27 protein-coding genes are annotated in these 20,822 nt (G+C 63.3%); 12 read left to right on the forward strand and 15 right to left on the reverse strand.

Annotated elements, in window-relative coordinates; genetic code table 11:
- The coding region (locus M653_RS01000000132820; RefSeq protein WP_032935434.1) for a TCP-1/cpn60 chaperonin family protein at positions 1–477 on the forward strand (477 nt) is incomplete at its 5' end.
- 98 nt (positions 478–575) lie between these two features.
- On the opposite strand, the gene M653_RS0117120 is transcribed toward M653_RS01000000132820, so the two are convergent.
- Positions 576–1,187 (reverse strand): TetR/AcrR family transcriptional regulator, encoded by a 612-nt coding sequence (locus tag M653_RS0117120; protein ID WP_027144446.1) that lies wholly within the window; start codon positions 1,185–1,187, stop codon positions 576–578.
- 98 nt (positions 1,188–1,285) lie between these two features.
- Here M653_RS0117120 and M653_RS0117125 point away from each other — a divergent pair, with 98 nt between their 5' ends.
- From M653_RS0117125 to M653_RS0117135, 3 genes are read left to right on the forward strand one after another with little or no spacing between them, the layout of a single operon-like run.
- Positions 1,286–2,299, forward strand: coding sequence for an NAD(P)-dependent alcohol dehydrogenase (locus M653_RS0117125; RefSeq protein WP_027144447.1), 1,014 nt, complete (start codon positions 1,286–1,288; stop codon positions 2,297–2,299).
- 30 nt (positions 2,300–2,329) lie between these two features.
- Positions 2,330–2,764 (forward strand): OsmC family protein, encoded by a 435-nt coding sequence (locus M653_RS0117130; protein ID WP_027144448.1) that lies wholly within the window; start codon positions 2,330–2,332, stop codon positions 2,762–2,764.
- Positions 2,765–2,784: 20 nt separating this feature from the next.
- Positions 2,785–3,171: a nuclear transport factor 2 family protein gene (locus M653_RS0117135; RefSeq protein ID WP_027144449.1), complete on the forward strand. Its 387-nt coding sequence runs from the start codon at positions 2,785–2,787 to the stop codon at positions 3,169–3,171.
- A gap of 112 nt (positions 3,172–3,283) precedes the next feature.
- Here M653_RS0117135 and M653_RS0117140 read toward each other — a convergent pair whose 3' ends face one another.
- The 7 genes from M653_RS0117140 to M653_RS0117170 form a co-directional block, all read right to left on the reverse strand.
- Positions 3,284–3,895: a LysE family translocator gene (locus tag M653_RS0117140; RefSeq protein WP_027144450.1), complete on the reverse strand. Its 612-nt coding sequence runs from the start codon at positions 3,893–3,895 to the stop codon at positions 3,284–3,286.
- Between the two features lie 89 nt (positions 3,896–3,984).
- Complete coding sequence (locus M653_RS0117145) at positions 3,985–4,320, reverse strand: YkgJ family cysteine cluster protein (protein WP_051442709.1); 336 nt, start codon at positions 4,318–4,320, stop codon at positions 3,985–3,987.
- 52 nt (positions 4,321–4,372) lie between these two features.
- Positions 4,373–4,531 carry a hypothetical protein gene (locus tag M653_RS1000000135710; RefSeq protein ID WP_084636736.1) on the reverse strand — a complete coding sequence of 53 codons (159 nt, stop codon included), beginning with the start codon at positions 4,529–4,531 and terminating at the stop codon, positions 4,373–4,375.
- 1 nt (position 4,532) lies between these two features.
- Positions 4,533–4,940, reverse strand: coding sequence for a hypothetical protein (locus tag M653_RS0117155; protein WP_027144452.1), 408 nt, complete (start codon positions 4,938–4,940; stop codon positions 4,533–4,535).
- Entirely contained in the window at positions 4,940–5,167 is a 228-nt protein-coding gene (locus M653_RS0117160) for a hypothetical protein (protein ID WP_027144453.1), read from the reverse strand. The genes M653_RS0117155 and M653_RS0117160 overlap by 1 nt, the downstream gene beginning before the upstream one ends.
- Positions 5,168–5,509: 342 nt before the next feature.
- The gene (locus M653_RS0117165; protein ID WP_010915421.1) at positions 5,510–5,719 is read right to left on the reverse strand and encodes a cold-shock protein; all 210 of its coding nucleotides are present in this window, start codon (positions 5,717–5,719) and stop codon (positions 5,510–5,512) included.
- A gap of 263 nt (positions 5,720–5,982) precedes the next feature.
- On the reverse strand, positions 5,983–6,651 hold the full coding sequence (locus M653_RS0117170; protein WP_027144454.1) for a glutathione S-transferase family protein: 669 nt from the start codon (positions 6,649–6,651) through the stop codon (positions 5,983–5,985).
- A gap of 166 nt (positions 6,652–6,817) precedes the next feature.
- On the opposite strand from M653_RS0117170, the gene M653_RS0117175 reads away from it, so the two are divergent.
- Complete coding sequence (locus M653_RS0117175) at positions 6,818–6,997, forward strand: CsbD family protein (RefSeq protein WP_027144455.1); 180 nt, start codon at positions 6,818–6,820, stop codon at positions 6,995–6,997.
- 33 nt (positions 6,998–7,030) lie between these two features.
- On the opposite strand, the gene M653_RS0117180 is transcribed toward M653_RS0117175, so the two are convergent.
- Both M653_RS0117180 and M653_RS0117185 read right to left on the reverse strand, forming a co-directional pair.
- Complete coding sequence (locus M653_RS0117180; RefSeq protein ID WP_032935435.1) at positions 7,031–8,164, reverse strand: metallophosphoesterase; 1,134 nt, start codon at positions 8,162–8,164, stop codon at positions 7,031–7,033.
- Positions 8,165–8,298: 134 nt separating this feature from the next.
- Positions 8,299–8,931 carry a TetR/AcrR family transcriptional regulator gene (locus M653_RS0117185; protein WP_051442710.1) on the reverse strand — a complete coding sequence of 211 codons (633 nt, stop codon included), beginning with the start codon at positions 8,929–8,931 and terminating at the stop codon, positions 8,299–8,301.
- A gap of 148 nt (positions 8,932–9,079) precedes the next feature.
- On the opposite strand from M653_RS0117185, the gene M653_RS0117190 reads away from it, so the two are divergent.
- Positions 9,080–9,841 carry an NIPSNAP family protein gene (locus M653_RS0117190; protein ID WP_027144458.1) on the forward strand — a complete coding sequence of 254 codons (762 nt, stop codon included), beginning with the start codon at positions 9,080–9,082 and terminating at the stop codon, positions 9,839–9,841.
- Here M653_RS0117190 and M653_RS0117195 read toward each other — a convergent pair whose 3' ends face one another.
- Together M653_RS0117195 and choX are read right to left on the reverse strand one after the other, a co-directional pair.
- Positions 9,842–10,675: an alpha/beta hydrolase gene (locus M653_RS0117195; RefSeq protein ID WP_051442711.1), complete on the reverse strand. Its 834-nt coding sequence runs from the start codon at positions 10,673–10,675 to the stop codon at positions 9,842–9,844.
- Positions 10,672–11,610, reverse strand: a complete 939-nt coding sequence (gene choX / locus M653_RS0117200; protein ID WP_027144460.1) for a choline ABC transporter substrate-binding protein — start codon at positions 11,608–11,610, stop codon at positions 10,672–10,674. The genes M653_RS0117195 and choX overlap by 4 nt, the downstream gene beginning before the upstream one ends.
- An 80-nt stretch (positions 11,611–11,690) precedes the next feature.
- Here choX and betI point away from each other — a divergent pair, with 80 nt between their 5' ends.
- Positions 11,691–12,329 carry a transcriptional regulator BetI gene (betI, locus tag M653_RS0117205; protein WP_027144461.1) on the forward strand — a complete coding sequence of 213 codons (639 nt, stop codon included), beginning with the start codon at positions 11,691–11,693 and terminating at the stop codon, positions 12,327–12,329.
- A gap of 38 nt (positions 12,330–12,367) precedes the next feature.
- On the opposite strand, the gene M653_RS0117210 is transcribed toward betI, so the two are convergent.
- The gene (locus M653_RS0117210; protein ID WP_027144462.1) at positions 12,368–13,339 is read right to left on the reverse strand and encodes a LysR family transcriptional regulator; all 972 of its coding nucleotides are present in this window, start codon (positions 13,337–13,339) and stop codon (positions 12,368–12,370) included.
- Positions 13,340–13,448: 109 nt separating this feature from the next.
- Here M653_RS0117210 and M653_RS0117215 point away from each other — a divergent pair, with 109 nt between their 5' ends.
- The 4 genes from M653_RS0117215 to M653_RS0117230 all read left to right on the forward strand — a co-directional run bounded on the left by M653_RS0117215 (position 13,449) and on the right by M653_RS0117230 (position 16,676).
- Positions 13,449–13,928 carry a cupin domain-containing protein gene (locus M653_RS0117215; protein ID WP_027144463.1) on the forward strand — a complete coding sequence of 160 codons (480 nt, stop codon included), beginning with the start codon at positions 13,449–13,451 and terminating at the stop codon, positions 13,926–13,928.
- A 153-nt stretch (positions 13,929–14,081) separates the two neighbouring features.
- Complete coding sequence (fumC, locus tag M653_RS0117220) at positions 14,082–15,479, forward strand: class II fumarate hydratase (protein WP_027144464.1); 1,398 nt, start codon at positions 14,082–14,084, stop codon at positions 15,477–15,479.
- A 237-nt stretch (positions 15,480–15,716) separates the two neighbouring features.
- Positions 15,717–16,133 (forward strand): DoxX family protein, encoded by a 417-nt coding sequence (locus M653_RS0117225; protein WP_027144465.1) that lies wholly within the window; start codon positions 15,717–15,719, stop codon positions 16,131–16,133.
- 120 nt (positions 16,134–16,253) lie between these two features.
- Positions 16,254–16,676: a DoxX family protein gene (locus tag M653_RS0117230; protein WP_027144466.1), complete on the forward strand. Its 423-nt coding sequence runs from the start codon at positions 16,254–16,256 to the stop codon at positions 16,674–16,676.
- On the opposite strand, the gene ppx is transcribed toward M653_RS0117230, so the two are convergent.
- On the reverse strand, positions 16,677–18,212 hold the full coding sequence (gene ppx / locus M653_RS0117235; protein ID WP_027144467.1) for an exopolyphosphatase: 1,536 nt from the start codon (positions 18,210–18,212) through the stop codon (positions 16,677–16,679).
- Complete coding sequence (locus M653_RS0117240; RefSeq protein WP_027144468.1) at positions 18,212–20,404, reverse strand: RNA degradosome polyphosphate kinase; 2,193 nt, start codon at positions 20,402–20,404, stop codon at positions 18,212–18,214. The genes ppx and M653_RS0117240 overlap by 1 nt, the downstream gene beginning before the upstream one ends.
- Positions 20,405–20,575: 171 nt before the next feature.
- On the opposite strand from M653_RS0117240, the gene M653_RS0117245 reads away from it, so the two are divergent.
- Positions 20,576–20,821, forward strand: a complete 246-nt coding sequence (locus M653_RS0117245; RefSeq protein ID WP_015318409.1) for a zinc-finger domain-containing protein — start codon at positions 20,576–20,578, stop codon at positions 20,819–20,821.
- Position 20,822 lies beyond the last annotated feature (1 nt).

Genomic DNA, 20,822 nt, shown 5'->3' on the forward strand with positions numbered 1-20,822 from the left:
GACCGCGTCGATGACGCCCTCAACGCGACCCGCGCGGCCGTGGAAGAAGGCATCGTTGCCGGCGGTGGCGTTGCCCTGCTGCGCGCTTCGGCCAACATCAAGGTGACCGGCGTCAACGCCGACCAGGCCGCCGGCATCAACATCGTTCGTCGTGCACTGCAGGCTCCGGCCCGCCAGATCGCGGCCAACGCCGGTGCGGAAGCATCGATCGTCGCCGGCAAGATCCTCGAGAACAAAGGCGCGACCTTCGGCTACAACGCCCAGACCGGCGAATATGGCGACATGATCGTCATGGGTATCGTCGATCCGGTCAAGGTCGTGCGCNCGGCCCTCCAGGACGCGGCCTCGGTCGCCGGCCTGCTCGTCACCACCGAAGCCATGATCGCCGAAGCTCCGAAGAAGGACTCGGCTGGCGGCGGCATGCCTGGCGGCATGGGCGGCGGCGGCATGGGCGGCATGGGCGGCATGGATTTCTAATCCAGCCATCCTCGCAAAATTATCGAAGGGCGGCCGAGAGGTCGCCCTTTTCTTTGCTGTTGAGGCTGGTGCTCCACCGCAGTTGGTTGGAACCAGCGTCAGACAGCAACAGTCTCCGCCTGCCGTGCCACCCTGCCGGCGAGCACCGCTTGCTCGATCAGGGCCCCGACCTCGTCAGCCACTGCCAGCAGCGGGGCGCGGTCGCGGGTGGCGCGGGCAATCACCATCAGGCCTTCCAGCGAAGATTCGACCAGCAGCGCCAGCGCCTGCGCGCGACGCTCCGGGATCCCTGCCCTGATGAAGGCATCCCGCAGCAAGCCTATCCACTGCTCGAAAGCTGAACGGCAGATCTCTTCGAGGTCGGGCACGTCGTTCGGCGCATCGAGCACGACGGGCGCGATCGGGCAGCCGAGCGAAAACTCGTTGTCCTCCAGCATGCGAGCGACGGACTGGTAAATGTGGTGGACGGCGACCGCCGGATCGCTTTCCGCCGCCAGTTGGGCACCCAGCCGCTCGGTCACGTCGGCCACGCTGGCGCGCGTCACCTCGATGACCAGTTGGTCCTTGCCACCTGGGAAATGGAAATAGAGCGAGCCACGCGGCGCCGCGCTGGCACTCAAAATGTCGCTCAGCGAAGTGCCGTGATAGCCGCGCCGCCGCAAAAGCAGTGCCGTCGTCTCGATCATCCGCGTGCGTGTGTCTGTAGCCATGTCAACCTCTGTCAGGAGTGCGCATTATAGGGCTTGCGCGGAATATGACAATCGGTCTACATAATATGTAAATCGGTCTACATATTTCGGAGACAGTAATGCAAAAGTATCGGCTGGAAGGACAGGACGGCGGCCTCGACAGGCTGGTGATGCGCGAGGAAGCGGTCCTCCAGCCGGGTCCGCATCACATCCTGATGCGGGTGCGCGCCACCTCCCTCAATCGCCGTGACACGATGATCCTCAGCGGCGCCTATCCGCTGGCGCCGCGGGCCGGCGTCGTGCCGCTGAGCGACGGCGCCGGCGAAGTGGTGGCCATCGGCGATGGTGTCACCCGCCTTGCCGTCGGCGACCGCGTCACCGGCAGCTATTTCGCGCGCTGGATCGACGGTCGTATCAACGCCGGGCTCATCGACCAGCTCGGCTGCACGCTGGACGGCATGCTCGGTGAATATGCCTTGCTCGACGAGCAATGGGCGGTGCAGCTGCCTGAGCATCTCGACTGGCATGAAGCCGCGACATTCAGCTGCGCGGGGCTGACGGCCTGGAGCGCGCTGACGGGCGCCGACGTCCCAAAACCGGGGCAATGGGTCCTGGTTATCGGCTCGGGCGGCGTCGCGCTGTTTGCGCTGCAGTTTGCCAAGCTGATGGGCTGCCGCGTGGCGGCTGTCACCTCACGCGTCGAAAAATCCGACCGGTTGCGCGCGCTCGGCGCCGACCTCGTCATCGCAACGGCCGAGACTCCGGATTGGGGCACCAAGCTGCGCGAGGCGACGGGTGGCATCGATCTGACCGTCGAGACCGGCGGGCCGGCGACCTTTACGCAATCGCTGATCGCAAGCTCCCTCTACGGACGCATCGTACTGCTGACGGTCCAGGACCAGGAGGGCAGATCGGTCGAGATCCCAGCCGCCGTCTACCAGCGCAGTCTTGTCACCATCGGCCGCGTCTTCGTCGGCAGCCGCAACGGCCTGGAGGCAATGCTCGCCGCCGTCGCGGCGCATCGCTTGAAGCCCGCCATCGACAAGGTCTTCCCGTTTACCGAAGCGCGCGAGGCATATCGGCATTTCATGCAGGGCGACGTGTTCGGCAAGGTCGTTATCGACGGCGCGTGAGCCCCCATTCATCAACCAAAGGAGAGAGCAATGACAATTCGCGACGCATCGGCCGAATGGCACGGCACGCTCAAGGAAGGATCCGGCCGGCTCAGGCTGGGCAGCGGCGTTTTCGAAGGCGCCTACTCGTTTCCGTCCCGCTTCGAGAACGGCCCCGGAACCAATCCGGAGGAACTGATCGCGGCCGCCCACGCCGGCTGCTTCTCGATGGCGCTCACCGCCATTCTCGGCAGCGAAGGTCATATCGCAAGCGATATCCACACGATCGCAAAGGTGCATCTGGGCGCCACCGCGGCCGGGCCGACGATTACCCGCATCGAGCTTGAGACGGAGGCGAACGTCGCCGGTCTCGCCGCCGCCGACTTCGAGCGGCTGGCGCAGTCGGCCAAGGCGGGATGCCTCGTCTCGCGGGCGCTGGCCGGCGTCGCCGCGATCGCGCTGAAAGCGAACCTCATAACTCACTAAGAACCGAAGGAGAAAATCCGATGACCCAGGAATCGATCATCGACATCACCGCGGCCAACCGATCCGGCCAAACGGCTGAAATCATGCGGCGCTATAACGACGTGTTCCAGCGTCACGACCCCTCGGCTCTCGACGAGCTGGTGGCGCAGGACTGCGTGATCGAGAACACCACGCCGGCGCCGGATGGCGCGCGCCGCGCCGGCAAGGCAGCCTGTGTCGAGCTGTGGTCGGCGATCGCCACCGCACCGGGTACGCGCTTCGACCTCGAAGAGACTTTCGTGGCCGGCGACCGCGCCACGATCCGCTGGCGATACTGGATGGCCGACGGCAATTCGCTACGCGGCGTCAACCTGATGCGCGTCGCGGACGGACGGATCGTCGAGGCCATGGGTTACGTCAAGGGCTAACGCATGTCGCCCGGAAGCGTCCTCGGTTCCGGGACAACGACATGCATAAAATGAGAAGCTTGCAGCAGGTCGGGCGAACCCTATTCGCCGCGACAGGCTGTAAGCCGCGCGATCACCTGTCCGCCAGTGCCAGCTTGGCGCCGAGCATGACGAAGGCGCCGGCAAACGTCCGGCGCATCCAGATCAGCACCATCGGCCGCGACACGACATGGCTGCGGATCGACGCCGCGAAGATGCCGTAGCCGACGAAGACCACGAAGGTCAAAAGCATGAAGACCGAGCTGAGCTCCAGCATCTTCGACAGCGCGTTGGGCTCGGTGGTGCTGACGAATTGCGGCAGGAAGGCGAAGAAGAAGATCGACAGTTTCGGATTGAGCACATTGACGAGGATGCCGGTGGCGATCACCTTGCCGGCCGAGCGTGGCGCGACATTGTCCTCGACGCTCAGGCCGCCCTTCTCCTTCAGCGTGTTCCAGGCCATGTAGAGCAGATAGGCGACACCGAGATATTTCAGCGTCTCGAAAGCAACTGCACTGGTGTGCAGCAGCGCCGCCAGACCGGTGATGGCAGCGGCCATATGTGGGATGATGCCGAGCGTGCAGCCGAAGGCGGCAATGATCGAGGCCCGCGCACCGCGCGAAAGTCCGGCGCTCAGCGTGTAGAGAACGCCGGTGCCGGGCGAAGCCACGACGATCAGCGACGTCAATAGAAATTCGATGCTCACGATGATCTCCTCCAGCGCCCTGCCCTGACGCAGCCTAGCCAGCAAGTGGGGTGCGCACAAGCCACGGGCGCCGCCGCCAGGAGGGCGCGCTAAACGGTGGAAAATCCGAGCGCCTGGCGCGCCATCAGGCACTCGTCATCGCCAGGCATGCAGGCGCGGCAGACATCCGGTCGCATTTCGTAGATGGTGCAAGCGGTCGACTTGCCGACTTCGCCGGACAGGGCCGAACAGCGCACGCCGTCACAGCGCATACCCGACAGGTCGGCCGCCACGTACTGTTCCGGGATGCGGTCGAGCTGGGCATCATCCTCTGTGGAGAAGCGCGGCCATTCGGCCGAATAGGAACAGCACGCGCCGCAGCTCTGGCAATCGAACACGGGAGCGATGCCCGGTTGAGACGAAGGCAGGGTGGTCGCGGCTGCCACGGCAAACGGTTTCGAAGCGGCAAGATTGCGATCGGCGTCCCCAGGCAAGGCGCTACTTCTTCTTGCCGGTCTTGCCCTTCGGTGCGTCCGCCGGCGACTTGAACAGATCGGTCGCTGCCTCGGCCGCCTTTGGCGCGGCAACCGGCTTGGCCGGCTTTGCGGCGGGAGCCGGCGCTGCCGGCAGGTCCTTGGCGGAGAATTTTATGGCCATGTCAGTCCTCGTCGGCGAAGCGCGATGATGGTGCGCGCGGATTGCGCAGGCGGCCGATCAGCGCCGACACCGCCGTGATGTTCATTTCCTCGGGCGACCAGTTCCTGGCTTCCGCGATGTGATGCACCGCCAGCTCACGATGCGTGCTGCCGCTATAGGCGGCATCCTGATAGGTCACCCGCTCATGGGTCTTGGCGTCTTCGCGGACATATTCGATGAGGTAGTTCGGGCACTCGGCACGGCCGCGCACGCCAATGCGCACCTGGGCATCGCCATGGGCGCGCTTGCAGCGTTCGAGTTTCTCCAGCACGCGACGGACATATTCGACCGGCTTGTCGAGGGTTTCGACCATGTCGGCGATGGTCGCATCGGCGGCGATCGGCGTTGACGGTACGCGCTTGGTGGCCATCAGCGTTTTCCGGTTCGTTTCGGCAGCAACGCGAGTGCTGCGGCGGCCGCCATCTCGTCGGCCTCTTTCTCCAGCCGCAACTCGCGCAAGCGCGCGGTCTTGGCTTCCCGCGCCTGGCTGACGGCATCGCGCTCGGAATTGATGCGATTGAGCGACATCGACTGGGTTTGCGTCTTGCTGAACAGCGACACGGCCGTATCGACGGCTGTCTTCGAATGAGCGGTCAAAGTCTTTCTCCTGTCAGGAGCCTGGTGCCGATAGGGCGAGACCGGGTCTTCGGTCGGGACCATGCACAAAGCAATGCGGCAGCGGATTCAAATTGCTGGAGCGTCCCTTAGCACGTTCAGCCCAATGCGCAGCGCATTTTCAGCGGCAACAAGCGTAAAATGAAAAAGGCCAGGCACCGCCTGACCTTCCCTGGGAGCGCCGCGCATCCAACTGGATGCACAAGGCTAGCTCCTGACGGGCAGCACAAACCTTGGAAACTCAGGTCCCCATGGCCATGCGCCCGAATTCGCCATTCACCGTGCCAGTACATCCGTGGTCACAGGGACAGCTGAATTCTTTCTTCAGGCCGCCTTCAACTGGTCGGCGGACATCTTGCCCGACTTGTTGTCGCGGACCATCTCGTAGCCGAGCTTCTGGCCCTCGACGATGTCGCGCATGCCGGCGCGTTCCACGGCCGAGATGTGGACAAAAACGTCGGCGGAGCCGTCGTCAGGTTGAATAAAACCAAAACCCTTGGTGGCGTTGAACCACTTAACTGTGCCGGTGCTCATGACGAACCCTTTCCATGGCAAATATTCGTTCGCCGTCATGCGGATGCACAACGTCGTTTGTCTCGATTTTTGATGTGGGAAGTTCGTCAAAGGCGCGCTCGAAAGCGCGGATAACAAAAGTCAGTCAAACAAATATCGACAGATTTCTTCTACCCGTGTTTCAGCCGCCTGTCAAATATTGCGCTATCGGCCCGAAATCCGTCAGTTGAAAGCACCTCACGCGCCCGTCCCGATCCCTGGGTAAGACCGCTTCACGGACAGCCCTATTCGTCGGGACCCGGCTCCGGCCATGTCTCCTCGGCGGCTTCGGCATACCATTGGCGCATGGCCGGTGTTGCCAGAACCGCGTCCACATAGGCCCTGGTGTCGGGCGCCAGCTCCCCGCCATAGGTGTCGAAACGGGTGACGACAGGCGCATACATGGCATCGGCCGCGGTGAAATGACCGAACAGAAACGGGCCGCCCTTGCCGTGTTTCTCACGGCACTCGCGCCACAGCGCCTCGATGCGGGCACGTTGGGCCTCGCCCTCGGCATCGAGCGGCTTGTGCCCCTTTGGCCGGCGCAAATTCATCGGCCAGCCATAGCGGACTTCGCGAAAACCGGAATGCATCTCGGTCGCCGCCGAACGCGCCAGCGCCCGGGCGCCGATATCGGCCGGCCAGAGCTTTTTCCCAGGAAAAAGGTCGGCGAGATATTCGAGGATGGCAAGGGTTTCCCAGACGATCCTGCCATCGTGATTCAAGGGCTTGTGAACCAGGACGGGCACCTGACCGGTCGGCGAAACTTTCGCCAGATTGGCAAAGGTCTCGGGCGTGCGCAGCCGCACGAATCCTTCTTCGAACGGTATCTCCAGGTACCGCATCGCCACCCAGGGCCTGAGCGACCAGGACGAAAAGCATTTGTTGCCGATATAGAGCGTGAATTCCGACATCTGTCCCCCCTTGGCGGTGTTGCTCCTTGCGGACTGCGCCGGCCGGCACCCTAGCCTGCCGGCCCAGCCGCCGAAAGGCACTGTTTGCCGACACAGGGAGCGGCTGCTGGAACCGAATCCGTGCCGGCTCGTTTGCTCAAGCGAACAAGATCCGGGAGATGCGGAAATGGTGAACAAGGATCAGGTCGCCGGCGTGGCCAAGCAGGTGAAAGGCTCGGCCAAGCAAGCCGCCGGCAAGGCGACCAGCGACAGGCGGACGCAGGCCGAAGGCGTGGCCGACAAGGCCACAGGCAAGGTGCAGAAGGCCTATGGCGACGTGAAGGACAAGGTCAAGAAATCTGTTTGATCGCTGTGGAAGGGCCGTATCGAGCGGCCCTTTTCACGTCTTCAGCGATTTGCTGAAGGCGTTGGTGAAAATCACGTCGCCATGATCGTCGCTGGCTTGCCCCAACACGACGTCCAGGCTGTCGTCGGTGACACGTGCCAGAGCGAAGCCGCCCATGTAGGCCGCTTTCGGCTTGAAGAGATCGAGGCCGTCGCGTTGATAGATCATCGGCACCTCGTGCTGATGACCATGGAAGACGGCAACGACGTTGTAGCCCTTCAGGGCCGCCAGCAATGCCTGGCGGTCCGCATCGCTCCACCAATGCGGCGCTCCCTTGCCGCCGTCGTCGAACACTCTCTTGACGGTATCCCACCGCTCCATCGAAAAACTGTCCCAGCCATAATGCTGGAACAGGATGACCGGGCGGCCGTCCGCCGCATAGGTCGCCAGATCCTGCTTGAGCCAAGGCAGGCTGTTGTCGGCGCCGTGGCCGGTGTCGCCGGCGAAACGATGGGTCTGCACCAGATGCAGGCCACCCCAGTCCCATGAATAGCAGTCGGTGTCGACGTCGTAGCTGGTGGCCGGCACCGGCGGCTTGAAGAACACGCCGGCGCGGTGATTGACCTCGACATAATCGCGCATTTCGCGCCGGTACCAGTCGACATGATGTGGCGGACCGTTCTGATCGAGGTCATGATTGCCGAGGCCGACATAAACTGGAACATGCACGCGGTCGGGCCCCATGCCTTGCTGATAGCGCTGGCTGAACTGCAGGAGTTGGGTGCCTTCGCTGGGCTCGGTGATCTGGCCGCCGCCATCGTCGGTGATGTCACCGCCGACGGCAAGTCCGAGCGGCGTGCCGATGCGGCTGCCGGCCGACCGCAAGCCCGTGGCGACGCCGTTGATCTCGACCGGCCACTTCTTGTCACCGATGGCGTTCAACGCCGCGACGTTGCGCAACAGCGCCGCGTCCGTCTTGCCTTCCTGCTGACAATTGGGGCTCAAACCGCTCGCCATGCGGCAGGCATGGACATCGGCGACGAACAGGAAGGTGGCGTCGACGGGCTGGATGCGCTGCCCGGTCTGACCGAGCGCCGGGCGCGGAAGCGCACTGGCAGCGGCAAGACCGGCGGCCTGCACCAGAAAACCACGCCGCGACAGCAAAAGGGACGAAGGGCGATTCATCATCGGGGAATTTCAGCATGGAGAGCGGGCGGCAGTAAAGTTCAGCGGTTACGAGACGATCAAGCCATTGGCCGAGTAGCAACCGGCTTTCCACGCTCGTCGCGGCATCGGCGGCAAAGCTCGGCTGTAGCTTGCCCTCAAGTGCCGCCGAACCGCCGCAGCACTCTGCGACGTCGCCTCGCCCCCGGATCGCCCTGCGATGATTGCGCTTGCGCGGCGCTCCGCTCGAACGCCGCAAGGCAATCGCGCAAAGGGCCGGCGTGCTGCTCCGTCTTGGCCATCGACATGGCGCCGGAATAGGCAGCGACGGCAACCAGCGCAAAATGCTCGGGATCCGTGCCTTGCTCCCTGCCCTCCTGCTGGTCGGCCCTGATCTTGTCGGCGATCGCCTGGCGCCATGCCGCAAAAATACCGGCAAGGGCAATCCGGAATTCGGGATCGGCAAGCGAGAGTTCATGCGCCAGGTTATTCAGCGGGCAGCCGCGTACGAAACCTTGCCGTTCCAGTTCGGCCGCCACGGCTTCGAACACCTGACGCACGCCTTCGCGCGCCGAAGCCGCCTGCCGCACCGGCGCTATCCACGTCTCCTTGATCGCTGCCGCCACGCGCTCGTCGATGACCGCCAGCGCCAATGCCTTCTTGGTCGGGAAATGATGATGCAGCGCGCCACCGCTGACGCCTGCCGCCGTCATCAGGTCGCCGAGGCTGGAAGCATGGTAGCCGCGTGCCTGAAACGCGACTTCCGCGACATCGAGCACTTTCCGGCGCATGCCTTCGGGATCGTTGATGCGTTTGCCTCGGGCTCGCCTTGGCCGGACGTTTATCTCTGCTGACATTGCCGAAGGATAGCATGTTGACAAAACAGGGCAACCGGTCTGTTTATAAACAGGATGATCAACCTGTTTTGGAGAACACCGGATGAAGCCGACCCCGAATGCCATGCCGAAGCCCGCTGCACTCGCCTCGCCGATCATCGAATTGCGCCAGTACACATTGAAACCCGGCCGGCGCGAAACGTTGATCGAGATCTTCGACACGGAGTTCATCGAAAGCCAGGAAGATGCGGGGATGACGATCATCGGCCAATTCCGCGACCTCGATCGCCCCGACATGTTCGTTTGGATGCGCGGCTTCGAGAGCATGGATGCCCGAAAGGATGCTCTCGGCGCATTCTATGACGGCCCTGTATGGGCGGCGCACCGTGATGCCGCCAATGCGACGATGATCGATTCCGACGATGTGTTGCTGCTGCGACCGGCCTGGCCGGACGCCGGCTTCGATCTGTCAGGACCGCGCCGGCCAATTGCGGCCAAAAGCACAGGCGATCGGAATCGGTTGTCTGGTCTGGTTGAGATTTCGATTCATCATTTGCCGCCGGGCACCGGCGCCGACTTCGCCGGGCGTTTCCGGGCGGAGATGGTTGCGCGGCTTGCCCAGAACGGCGCGCGTCTGCTCGGCGCCTTCCTGACGGAGCCGGCCGCAAACACGTTCCCTCGACTTCCCGTGCGCGCCGGAGAAAACGTCTTCATCGCCGTTACCGGCTTCCACAACGCCGATGCCAGCCATCGCCTCGCCGTTTCGCCGGCGTGGCGGGCGCTCGGCCAGAGCATGCAAGCCGTCAGCGCGAAGCCGGCCGAGACGTTGCGGCTGGTGCCCACGGCCCGATCGCTGTTGAGGTGATCAGCGGCCGGACAACATCCCCGAGATCGCGAAGGCGACAAAGGCCGGATCCTCCCAATGCGGATTGTGACCGCAATTTGGCGCCCAGACGAGACGGGATCCGGTCAGCGCCTCGGCCAAAGCCTGCTGGTGCGCTTCGCCGAAAAGCGGGTCGCAGGCGCCGGCGATGATCAGCGCCCTGGCCCGCACGGTCCGCGCCTCGGCTACCAGGTCCGTGATGCGGACTTCCTCCAGAATGGCGCGCCAGCGGGCCACCGGCATGGCGGAAGCTTCCTTCGCCAGGCCAGCGAGAAACGGCCGCGGCACCGAGGACCGGCAGGCATGCCACCAGTCGTAGAACGGGTCGGCCGGCGATAGCGGGTCGCGCAAATCCTGAATGCCGACCGGCAGCGGATGGTCCGGCGTGAAACCGGGCTTCAGCGTGCTGGCCAGCACGACCAGGCCACCGATGAGGTCCGGCTGCCGCGCGGCCAATGCAATCGCCACCATGCCGCCCAGGGAATGACCGACGACGACAGGCTGGTCCAACCGCAAGTGCCGGATCAACCCTGCAATATCCTCGGCGAAATCCGCGACGCGGCAGCCGTCGCCCGCCTGCGAGGCACCATGGCCGCGCAGATCGGGCATGATCAGCCGGCGTCCGGCCAGATGCGGCGCCAGCAGCGAAAAGCTGCGGCTGGTGTCCGTGAAACCATGAACCAGCAACAGCGGCGGCCCGGCGCCGGCGATCTCGACATAGGCTATGTCGAGATCGCCGGCATTGATCCATTGCTTGCGGCCAGCCCAGGCGTCCTGTTCCACTCCGGCAATGGGCAAGGCGTCCGGTGGTCTCACAGGCCGAGCTTTTCCTTGACGGCGGCGAGACCAGGTTTGCCATCGAAAGTCGTGACACCGGCGAGCCAGGCATCAAGGCGGTTCTTGTTCAGCGTGATCGCCTTCAGCGCCCCATCCTCCGGCTTCATGCCGTCATTGATGAGGTAGCCCATGCCGACATTCTCGAAGTCGATATCGAAGGCTAGGTTCCTGAGGAACTGCGCCACGTTCGGACATTCCTGCAGGTAGCCCTTGCGCACCTGCGTCGTCACCGTCGCGGCGCCGAAATTCGGGCCGAAGAACTTGTCGCCGCCGGTCAGGTACTTGAAGTCGTACATGGTGTTCATCGGATGTGGCGCCCAGCCCTGGAAGACGATGAACTGCTTCTCCTTGATCTCGTAACCGACCTCCGACAGCATGCCGGCTTCGCTGGACTCGACCACGTGCCAGCCATCGAGGCCGAAGGCCGGATCGGCGATGGCATCCATCATCAGTTGGTTGGAGCCGGGCTCGATGCCATACATCTTCTTGCCGAACTTGTCGGCGAACTTGTGCAGGTCGGAGACGTCCTTGACCCCCGCCTCCCAGACATAGGTCGGCACGGCGAAGGTGTATTTGGCGCCGACGAGATTGACACGCACATTCTCGATCGAGCCGTCCTTCTTGTAGGGCTCGTAATAAGTGACCATCGCCGGGTCCCAGTAACCCAGGAACAGGTCGAGATCCCGGTTCTTCATGCCTTCGTAGATGACGTTGATGCCGAGCACCTCGCTCTGTGGCTGATAGCCGAGCGCTTGCAGGAGCACGTTGCCCACCCCCGTGGTGAAAGCGAGATCGTTCCAGCCGGGCTCGGCCATGCGGACCGCCCGGCATTGCTCGGGGTCCGCCGCCTGGGCCGCCTGCGAGGCCGAGACCAGCGCGGCAAGACAGGCACCACTTGCAAGGATGCGCAACATTCCGTTCTCCTCATTGCTCAAATTGACCAATCGGTCTTTTTATTGTCCCATCGGTCAATGATTGATCTCGCGGGACGAAAATGTCAACGTGGATTCGTGATGCATGGAACAATCTCGTGAAACTGAAGCGGCTTGGCGACATACGCCGCAAGGAATTGCGGCAAGCGGCCTTCGCGGTTCTGGAGCGCGAAGGCATAACGGGGGCCACGCTGGAAAAGGTCGCTGCCCATGCCGGCGCCTCCAAAGGCATCGTGCTGCACTATTTCCGCAACAAGCAGGAATTGTTCGAGCACGCGATGCGCGAGGCCAACGCGGTCCTGCGCAATGCGGTGGTCGCAAGGCTTCGCCAGGCACGGACGTCGATGGAACGCCTGGATGCGGTGATCGAGGGCAATTTCGAGGAGCATCTCTTCCTGCCGCCTCTTTGCCATGCCTGGCTTTCGCTCTGTGCCGAGGTGCCGCGCGATGAAAAGCTGGCGCGCATCCAGAAGGTGATCCACGGGCGCATGCGCTCGAACCTCTTATCCGGCCTGCGCGGCCTCGCCTCACCCGGCGAGGCCGACGACATCGCGCTTGGCGTCACGGCCTTGATCGACGGACTTTGGCTTCGCCTTGGCCTGCAGCCGGGCAGCGTCTCGCGCGAACAGGCGATCCGGCAGGTCAAGGGCTATGTCGCCGCGCGGCTCGCAACCCAAAAGCGCTCGACCACCCACGGGTGATTTTTGCGGTGGATGGCGGATACACGGCTGGATGAAGCCTAGGTCCGGGAACCGGTCGTTTCATCGCCGTCGAGATCCCTGAAGCCGAGCGCCTCGACAGCTTCGAGGATCTGATTGCGAATCCAGCGGTGCGGCGGGTCATCGTCATGGCGGGCGTGCCAGTACATCCTGACTTCCGGCACCGCAATCGCGAACGGCGGTTGGTAGATCACGACCGGCAAGCTCTTGACCGCTGCTACCGCGAACTGCCTGGGAACGGCGGCAAGGTGGTTTCCGCTGGCTACCGCCAATGCAACGGCCTGAAAATGCGGCAAGGCGAGGCTCACCCGGCGCTTCAGCCCGATCTTGTCCAGCGCCGCGTCGGTAGAGCCCGACATCGAACCGTCGATGGAGCGAAGAACATGCGGCAATTCGCAGAAAAGCTCTATCGGCAAAGGCTCGCCGTCCGCGATCCCGGCTTGCTTGATCGCGGTATTGTCCCTCGCGGCAATGATTGCGAATGGCGAATGGAACAGTGGCGTGCTGGAGACCCAGTCGGGAACCTCCAGCGGGCGTTCGAGGGCAGCGTCGATTTCATCGTCCTGGAGCAACCTCGAAACGTCGCCGCGCGCGCTGTCCAGAAAGCGAAACGACACGCCGGGCGCCATCGCCGCGATGCGCGCCGCCAGCGGCGGCATCAGCAGCATGGAGAAGAAATCCGCGCCCATGAAGGTGAAGGTTCGCTCCAACCCGGCAGGATCGAAGTCCTTGCCAGTCTGGAAAACGCGTTCGATCTCGCGCAGTGCCGCGCGCACCGGCTCCGTCAGGCTTTCGGCGCGCGGGGTCGGCACCATGTCGTTGCCGCGCCGCACAAACAGCTGGTCGTTGAGGAGATGACGCAGGCGATTGAGCGCCGCGCTCACGGCGGGCTGGCTCAGCCCGATCTGCTCGCCGGCGCGCGTCACGCTTCGTTCACGCAAAAGCGCATCGAGCACCCTGACGAGATTGAGGTCGAGCGCATTTAAATCCATGGCATCAATCCGCCCCATACGATCATTCGATTTCCATCGCCCGCCAATCCTTGGTCATGTAGCCGCAGACGCCGCTCAGTCGGCACCGCAAGCACAAGGGAGAGCCGTCATGACAATGATCAACAGCACGATCGCAGGCAAGGAACTCCTCTGGTTCAACAACACACTGGTTGCCATTCGGCTCTCCTCGGCGGAGGGCGAGGACGGCATCTGTGTCGTCGAGCACCGCATGCCCCATGGCGATTCTCCGCCGCTGCATGTGCATCGGCACGAGGACGAGGTGTTTCATGTCCTGGAGGGACAGCTGCGCTTTCGGATCGACGGCCACGACCAGATCGCCGGTCCTGGCGAAATCATCATCGCGCCGAAAGGCCTGCCGCACACATACAGGGTCGAATCCCAGGACGGCGCGCGCACCTTGACCATCACGCGCGGCTCCGATTTCGAGACGATGCTGCGTCAGACCAGCCGTCCCGCCCAACAGCCGCAATTGCCGCCGCTGTCGGAGCCGACGCCGCAGATGATCGAGGCTCTGGTGCGGATCTGCGCGGAAAATGGCATCGACATTGTCGGTCCGCCCTTGAGTTGAGAACGCGAAGGCTGCCGATCTCCCCTGCAAGGGCTTCCAGTGGGGAGATCGGAAGCATCTTCAACCGATTTGCATCTCAGTCGCACACATTCTCCGCTTGAAGCCCGTTGTGCAACGCGATACGCCGTTGCCGGCTTCGACAGGAGAGACCCAGTGAGCGCTGAAAAAACCAGAACCGAAACCGATACGTTCGGCCCCATCGAGGTTGCCGCCGACCGGTATTGGGGCGCTCAGGCGCAGCGTTCCCTGGGCAATTTCAAGATCGGCTGGGAAAAGCAGCCGGCTTCGATCGTGCGCGCGCTGGGTATCGTCAAGCGGGCGGCGGCGGAAGCCAATATGGAGCTCAAGCGGCTCGATCCGGCCATCGGCAAGGCAATCATCGAGGCCGCGCAAGAGGTCATCGACGGCAAGCTCAACGACCACTTCCCGCTGGTGGTCTGGCAGACCGGTTCGGGCACGCAGTCCAACATGAACGCCAACGAAGTGATCTCGAATCGCGCGATCGAAATGCTGGGCGGCGTCATGGGCTCGAAAAAGCCGGTGCACCCCAACGACCACGTCAATATGAGCCAGTCGTCGAACGATACCTATCCGACGGCCATGCACATCGCCTGCGCCGAGCGGATCGTGCACGACCTCTTGCCGGCGCTGAAGCACCTGCATAAGGCGCTCGCCGCCAAGAGCCGGGACTTCAATCACATCATCAAGATCGGCCGCACCCATACGCAGGATGCCACGCCACTGACGCTGGGCCAGGAATTCTCCGGCTACGCGGCGCAGGTCGCATCGTCGATCAAACGCATCGAATTGACGCTGCCCGGCCTGCAGGAATTGGCGCAAGGCGGCACTGCCGTCGGCACCGGCCTCAATGCGCCGGTCGGTTTCGCCGAGCGGGTGGCCGATCGTATCGCCGCCATATCAGGCATCGCCTTCGTCACCGCGCCGAACAAGTTCGAAGCGCTGGCGGCGCACGATTCCATGGTGTTCTCGCACGGCGCCATCAACGCGGCAGCGGCGGCACTGTTCAAGATCGCCAACGACATCCGCTTTCTCGGCTCCGGCCCGCGCTCTGGCCTCGGCGAATTGTCACTGCCGGAAAACGAACCCGGCTCCTCGATCATGCCGGGCAAGGTCAACCCGACGCAGTGCGAGGCGATGACGCAAGTTTGCGTGCAGGTCTTCGGCAACAATGCGGCGCTGACCTTCGCCGGCAGCCAGGGCCATTTCGAGCTCAACGTCTACAATCCGCTGATGGCCTACAACTTCCTCCAGTCGGTGCAGTTGCTGGCCGACGCATCGGTCTCCTTCACCGACAATTGCGTAGTCGGCATCGAGGCGCGAGAGGACAACATCAAGGCGGCCCTCGACCGTTCGCTGATGCTGGTGACGGCGCTTGCGCCCACCATTGGCTATGACAACGCCGCCAAGATCGCCAAGACCGCGCACAAGAAGGGCACGACGTTGCGGGAGGAAGCACTGGCAACCGGACTGGTCAGCGAGGTCGACTATGACCGCCTGGTGCGGCCGCAGGATATGACCCATCCGGGATGAAGCGATTCCAGGAAAAGTGCAAAGCGGTTTTCCGTCCGGAATTGCGTCGGACCACGGCTGACATTTTTCGGCGGGAGAATTTACTCCCGCCACCGCATCGTCCGACACGAATTTCGCGCCTCCTGCCCGATCACGGAAATGTATGTTCCGTGAACAATGTGTCACCGCATAGCTGACTTTGGTGAACAGTCGGCATCGTCTATCTGAGTGGCGATCCAAACCAATCGGAGAGCCACCATGTCCATCAACACTTCCGCCGCCGGCACCGCGTCCAACAGTTCTGTCACCATCCTGCTCGGCCGTATCCTGCTCGCAGTCATTTTCCTGCTTTCCGGATTCGGCAAACTATCCGCCATTTCCGGCACGGCCGCCTATTTCGGTGGCCTCGGCCTGCCGGCACCGACGGCGACAGCCGTCATCGTCGGCCTGATCGAGCTGCTTGGCGGCCTTGCCGTCCTCGTCGGTTTCCAGACCAGGATCGCCGCCTGGGTGCTCGCGATCTTCACGATCGCAACCGGTCTGGTCGCCCACACCGGCTGGGCCGACCAGATGCAGATGATCCAGTTTCTCAAGAACGTCGCCATCACCGGCGGCTTCCTGCTGCTGGCCTCCTCGGGTGCCGGCGCGTATTCGATCGATGCCAAGCGCGGCTAAGCCTTTTCCTCCCAAGGACCCGAGACAGCGGCGCGGAATTTTCCGCGCCGCTTTTTCGTTGTGTGATCATAGGCGTAGACTGCGATGGTCGCCGGTGACCGTGCCGGCAAGGAGGGTGCCATGGGTCGCAATGCATTGCTTATGGTTTCGCGGCTGCTGTTTGCCGTGCTGTTCGTGCCATCTGGCTTCCAGGCGCTCGCCAACATTGCCGGGACCACCAGCTATTTCTCCGGCCTTGGCCTGCCGCTGCCCGCGCTCGCCGCCTGGGGTACCGGCTTGTTCGAACTGATCGCGGGGCTGCTGATCCTCGTTGGCTTCCAGACACGGATCGTGGCGCTGCTGCTGGCCGCCTTCTGCATCGTGGCGGGCTTCATCGGCCATTACGGCCAAGGCGCCGGCGATGCGACGCTCGCCTTCATGCATCAGCAGATGCTGATGAAGGACATCGCCATCGCGGGCGGCTTCCTGGCGCTTGCCATGGCCGGCGCTGGCGCATGGTCGGCCGACGGGCGGGGCTTCGGCATCGGCGCCGACGTGACTTGACTATTTCACCGACACGCTCTGCCCGCCCTCGACCGCCAGTTCCAGGCGGCGGTTGGTGATGCGCGCCAGCTGCGCCAGCCGGCCGGCCGGGCGCTCGCCGTAGAGGTCGGAAAGCGAAGCCGGCAGAACCAGCGCCAGCGCGCCGTTGGGGCGGCTTTCCCATTTCAGCCTCGGCATGATGCCAGGCATCGCGGCCGTCAGCAGGTAGACGACGCGCATCATCGCCGCCAGCACGCGGGCGCGCTCCAACAGGCGCGGCGGCGCCAGCGCCCTGATTTCGGGCGCCACCAATTCATTGAAGACGCCGTCATGACGGTAGGCGTTGGTCAGCGCCAGATAGGCGCGGCCGGGATGATCGACACCGATGAACGACGCATGCGCGATGATGTTGAGCGACTGCTTGCCGCGATATTCCGGATGAGCGCGCCAACCGATATCGGCGAGCAGGCAGGCGGCGTGGCGATAGCGCGCTTCGTCTTCCGTCTCGTCGATGCCGAACGCCTTGAAGGCCTTGCCTGTCCATTCGACCAGATCATGCGCGTGATGGACCGAACGCGAGCGCAAAAGCGCAAGCTCCTCGGCGGCCGAGATCAGCGGATCGGCCTTCTGCTCGGCCGCGTCGAGCAGCGAATAGAGAAAACCTTCGCGCACGCCTTGCGCCGAAACGACGATCCTGGACGGCTGCATCGCCGTCATGATTTCCTGCAGCACGAGAGCGCCGTAGGGCAGCAGCGAGCGGCGGTTCTTGGAGACGCCCTCGATACCCCTCACCTTTTCGACCTCGCCCCTGGCTACCTGCTTGAGGAAGGTTTGAGCACTTTCGGCCGATATTTCGTAGTGGTGCATGACGCCGAGCGGATAGTTGTTCATCTCCATGTGCAGCCTGGCAAGATTTCGCCAGGTGCCGCCGACAGCGTAAAAAGTCCTGCCCTGCCCACCCTTCAAGAGCTTGGCCCGGGCCAATTCCTGGCGCGCGATCTTCTGCGCCTGGACGAGCGAGTTCTTCGCCATGTCCTGCAGGCGCAGGCCGCCAAGCGGCAGCGTGATGCCGTCGCCGATCGCCTCGCCGTCGATGTCGATGAGCTCCAGGCTGCCGCCGCCAAGGTCGCCGGCAATGCCGTTGGCCGGATGGAAACCGGAGATGACGCCAAGCGCGGAGTAATGTGCTTCCTGGCGGCCGGAGAGCACGCGGATTTCGGTCTTGAGCACATCCTCGGCCCGATGGATGAAATCGGGACCGTTGATCGCCTCGCGGGCGGCGGCGGTCGCCAGCACGTACATGTGTTCGGCACCGGCCTGGTCGGAGAGCGCGCGGAAACGGCGAAACTCCTCCATCGAGCGCGCCACCCCCTCGGGGTCGAGCTTCCCCGTCGACACGATGCCGCGGCCGAGGCCCGCCAGCATCTTTTCGTTGAACAGCGTGGTCGGCGAACGCGCCAGCCCCTCATAGACGACAAGACGGACCGAATTGGACCCGATGTCGATGATGGACAGCGGTCGGCGGTCCTGCAGCCGGCCCTGGGAATTGGACAGCATCAGCCGGCGGCGTTCTTCTTGCGGCGCTTGAACTGCGCGATACGCTTGGGCGCATGCGATTTCAGCGCGTCACCCCGTCCCGACAGGCTCGGATTGGTCATGAAATATTCCTGCGCGTTGAACGGCTCCTCGCCCTCCTCCAGCACCACGCGCCGGGAGGTTCCATCAGCCAATACGTCGAAACTTTGCTGATTGTCCATGATGTTGCCGAGCATGATCTGGCCCAGAATCTGTTCATGCACAGTTGGATTGGTGATCGGCACCATGGTCTCGACGCGGCGGTCGAGATTGCGCGGCATCAGGTCCGCCGAGGAGATGTAGACAATCGCCTCGTCCGAGGGAAGGCCATGGCCGTTGCCGAAGCAATAGATGCGGCTGTGCTCGAGGAACCGGCCGACGATCGACTTGACCCTGATGTTCTCCGACAGGCCCGGCACCTGCGGCCGCAGACAGCATATGCCGCGCACGACAAGGTCGATTTCCACACCGACGCGGCTGGCGTCGTAGAGCGCATCGATGATGATGGGATCGACGAGCGCGTTCATCTTCATCCAGATGCGCGCCGGCCGTCCCTCCAACGCATGGGTGACCTCGTCTGAAATGTGCTTGAGGATGCGGCTCCTCAGCGTGAACGGCGAGATCGCCAGCCGCATTTCGGCGGTCGGCTCGGCATAGCCGGTGATGAAATTGAACAATTGGGCGACGTCGCGGGCGATCGTCGGATCGGTGGTGAAGAAGGAAAGGTCGGTGTAGATGCGCGCGGTCACCGGATGGTAGTTGCCGGTGCCGAGATGGACGTAGTTGCGCAGCTTGCCGTCCTCGCGCCGCACCACCAGCGACATCTTGGCGTGGGTCTTGAGTTCGAGGAAACCGAACACGACCTGCACGCCGGCGCGTTCGAGATCGCGCGCCCAGCGGATGTTGGCCTCCTCGTCGAAACGGGCCTTGAGCTCGACCAGCGCCGTCACCGACTTGCCGGCCTCGGCCGCGTCGACAAGCGCACGCACGATCGGGCTGTCATTGGAGGTGCGATAGAGCGTCTGCTTGATTGCCACCACTTCGGGGTCAGCCATTGCCTGGCGCAGGAACTGCACCACCACGTCGAACGACTCGTAGGGGTGATGGACAACGATGTCCTTCTCGCGGATGGCGGCAAAACAGTCGCCGCCATGCTCGCGGATGCGCTCGGGAAAGCGCGGATTGTAGGGCGTGAATTTCAGGTCGTCGCGGGGAACGGAGACGATCTCGGATATCTGGCTGAGCGCCAGCGGGCCCGTGAGTACGCTGATGCGGCTCGATGAGACGCCAAGCTCGCCGGCGACGAAATCGCGCAATTCTCCCGGCATCAACATGTCGAATTCGATGCGAATGACCGAGCCGCGGCGGCGACGCTTCAGCGCCGTTTCGAACAACCGCACCAGGTCTTCCGATTCTTCCTCGACCTCGATGTCGCTGTCGCGGATGATGCGGAACGTGCCGGAGCCCTTGACCTCGTAGCCTGGGAACAGCTTTCCGATGTAAAGGCCGACCGCCTCTTCCAGCGGAATGAAGCGGACATGGTTCTTGCGGTCCGGCAGGCGGATAAAGCGCTTCAGCGCCACCGGCAGGCGCAGCAGCGCGCTCATCTCCTCGCCATTCTTGCGGTGGCGAAGCTGCAGCGCCATCGAGAAGCCCAGATTGGGAATGAACGGGAACGGATGCGCCGGGTCGATCGACAGCGGCGTAAGCACCGGAAACACCTGGTCCTGGAAATGCTCTTCCAGCCAGACCCTTTCGTCCTTGGTCAGCGCATCACGGGTGATGCTCTCGATGCCTTCCTTATTAAGCAGCACCGTGAGTGCCGAAAGGCTCTTCTGCTGGTCCTCCTGCAGCCGCTCGACCTCACGCAGCAACTGTTCGAGCTGCTGTTCTGGGGTGCGTCCGTCCGGGCTCTTCAGCACGATGCCCTCGCGCACCTGGCCGGCAAGGCCGGCGACACGCACCATGAAGAACTCGTCGAGATTGGCGGCCGAGATCGACAGGAAGCGGACGCGCTCCAGCAGCGGGTGATGGGTGTTCAGCGATTCTTCGAGAACGCGGCGATTGAACTGCAACCAGGAGAACTCGCGGTTGACGAAACGGTCCGGATTGCCTTCCGGGCTGGCTGCCGTGATGTTGTTGAATTCGCTCTGTACCGGCTTCAGTTCGTTCATGATTCCTGCTCTTCCGCCCGCCTCGGCCGGTTAACCGGCTTAACTTATCCTGTGGCAGGCTTTTGCGACAGTTCTCTGACAGGCTTTTGCGACAGTTTGATTTCATCGAACTTGCAAAGAGGTTTGATATGATCCAGATGCAGAAGAGACTGCGTTAAGGAGGAGACGACGATGGCAGGCGGTTCCATTCCCCATTTCCAGAACGATGCGGGCCATCCGGCAATCGACATCGGGGTCAAGGAATTCATGTGCACGGGCGCCAACCCGCCTTTCGATCATCCGCACGTGTTTCTGGACATGGGCGACGACAATGAGAAAGTCTGCCCCTACTGCTCGACCCTCTACCGCTATTCGCCGAAGCTGAAGGCGACGGAAACGCTGCCGGCGGGCTGCCTCTACATCGACCAGGCCGCCTGAC

It is taken from the genome of Mesorhizobium sp. WSM3626, from assembly GCF_000513935.1.
GTDB lineage: Bacteria > Pseudomonadota > Alphaproteobacteria > Rhizobiales > Rhizobiaceae > Mesorhizobium > Mesorhizobium salmacidum.

Excerpts from the sequence above, each read along its gene's own strand:
- M653_RS0117120 (WP_027144446.1), bottom strand. The coding sequence starts at position 1,187 with ATGGCTACAGACACACGCACGCGGATGATCGAGACGACGGCACTGCTT.
- M653_RS0117125 (WP_027144447.1), top strand. The coding sequence starts at position 1,286 with ATGCAAAAGTATCGGCTGGAAGGACAGGACGGCGGCCTCGACAGGCTG.
- M653_RS0117130 (WP_027144448.1), top strand. The coding sequence starts at position 2,330 with ATGACAATTCGCGACGCATCGGCCGAATGGCACGGCACGCTCAAGGAA.
- M653_RS0117135 (WP_027144449.1), top strand. The coding sequence starts at position 2,785 with ATGACCCAGGAATCGATCATCGACATCACCGCGGCCAACCGATCCGGC.
- M653_RS1000000135710 (WP_084636736.1), bottom strand. The coding sequence starts at position 4,531 with ATGGCCATAAAATTCTCCGCCAAGGACCTGCCGGCAGCGCCGGCTCCC.
- M653_RS0117155 (WP_027144452.1), bottom strand. The coding sequence starts at position 4,940 with ATGGCCACCAAGCGCGTACCGTCAACGCCGATCGCCGCCGATGCGACC.
- M653_RS0117165 (WP_010915421.1), bottom strand. The coding sequence starts at position 5,719 with ATGAGCACCGGCACAGTTAAGTGGTTCAACGCCACCAAGGGTTTTGGT.
- M653_RS0117170 (WP_027144454.1), bottom strand. The coding sequence starts at position 6,651 with ATGTCGGAATTCACGCTCTATATCGGCAACAAATGCTTTTCGTCCTGG.
- M653_RS0117175 (WP_027144455.1), top strand. The coding sequence starts at position 6,818 with ATGGTGAACAAGGATCAGGTCGCCGGCGTGGCCAAGCAGGTGAAAGGC.
- M653_RS0117180 (WP_032935435.1), bottom strand. The coding sequence starts at position 8,164 with ATGATGAATCGCCCTTCGTCCCTTTTGCTGTCGCGGCGTGGTTTTCTG.
- M653_RS0117185 (WP_051442710.1), bottom strand. The coding sequence starts at position 8,931 with ATGCGCCGGAAAGTGCTCGATGTCGCGGAAGTCGCGTTTCAGGCACGC.
- M653_RS0117190 (WP_027144458.1), top strand. The coding sequence starts at position 9,080 with ATGAAGCCGACCCCGAATGCCATGCCGAAGCCCGCTGCACTCGCCTCG.
- choX (WP_027144460.1), bottom strand. The coding sequence starts at position 11,610 with ATGTTGCGCATCCTTGCAAGTGGTGCCTGTCTTGCCGCGCTGGTCTCG.
- betI (WP_027144461.1), top strand. The coding sequence starts at position 11,691 with ATGTCAACGTGGATTCGTGATGCATGGAACAATCTCGTGAAACTGAAG.
- M653_RS0117210 (WP_027144462.1), bottom strand. The coding sequence starts at position 13,339 with ATGGATTTAAATGCGCTCGACCTCAATCTCGTCAGGGTGCTCGATGCG.
- M653_RS0117215 (WP_027144463.1), top strand. The coding sequence starts at position 13,449 with ATGACAATGATCAACAGCACGATCGCAGGCAAGGAACTCCTCTGGTTC.
- M653_RS0117225 (WP_027144465.1), top strand. The coding sequence starts at position 15,717 with ATGTCCATCAACACTTCCGCCGCCGGCACCGCGTCCAACAGTTCTGTC.
- M653_RS0117230 (WP_027144466.1), top strand. The coding sequence starts at position 16,254 with ATGGGTCGCAATGCATTGCTTATGGTTTCGCGGCTGCTGTTTGCCGTG.
- ppx (WP_027144467.1), bottom strand. The coding sequence starts at position 18,212 with ATGCTGTCCAATTCCCAGGGCCGGCTGCAGGACCGCCGACCGCTGTCC.
- M653_RS0117240 (WP_027144468.1), bottom strand. The coding sequence starts at position 20,404 with ATGAACGAACTGAAGCCGGTACAGAGCGAATTCAACAACATCACGGCA.
- M653_RS0117245 (WP_015318409.1), top strand. The coding sequence starts at position 20,576 with ATGGCAGGCGGTTCCATTCCCCATTTCCAGAACGATGCGGGCCATCCG.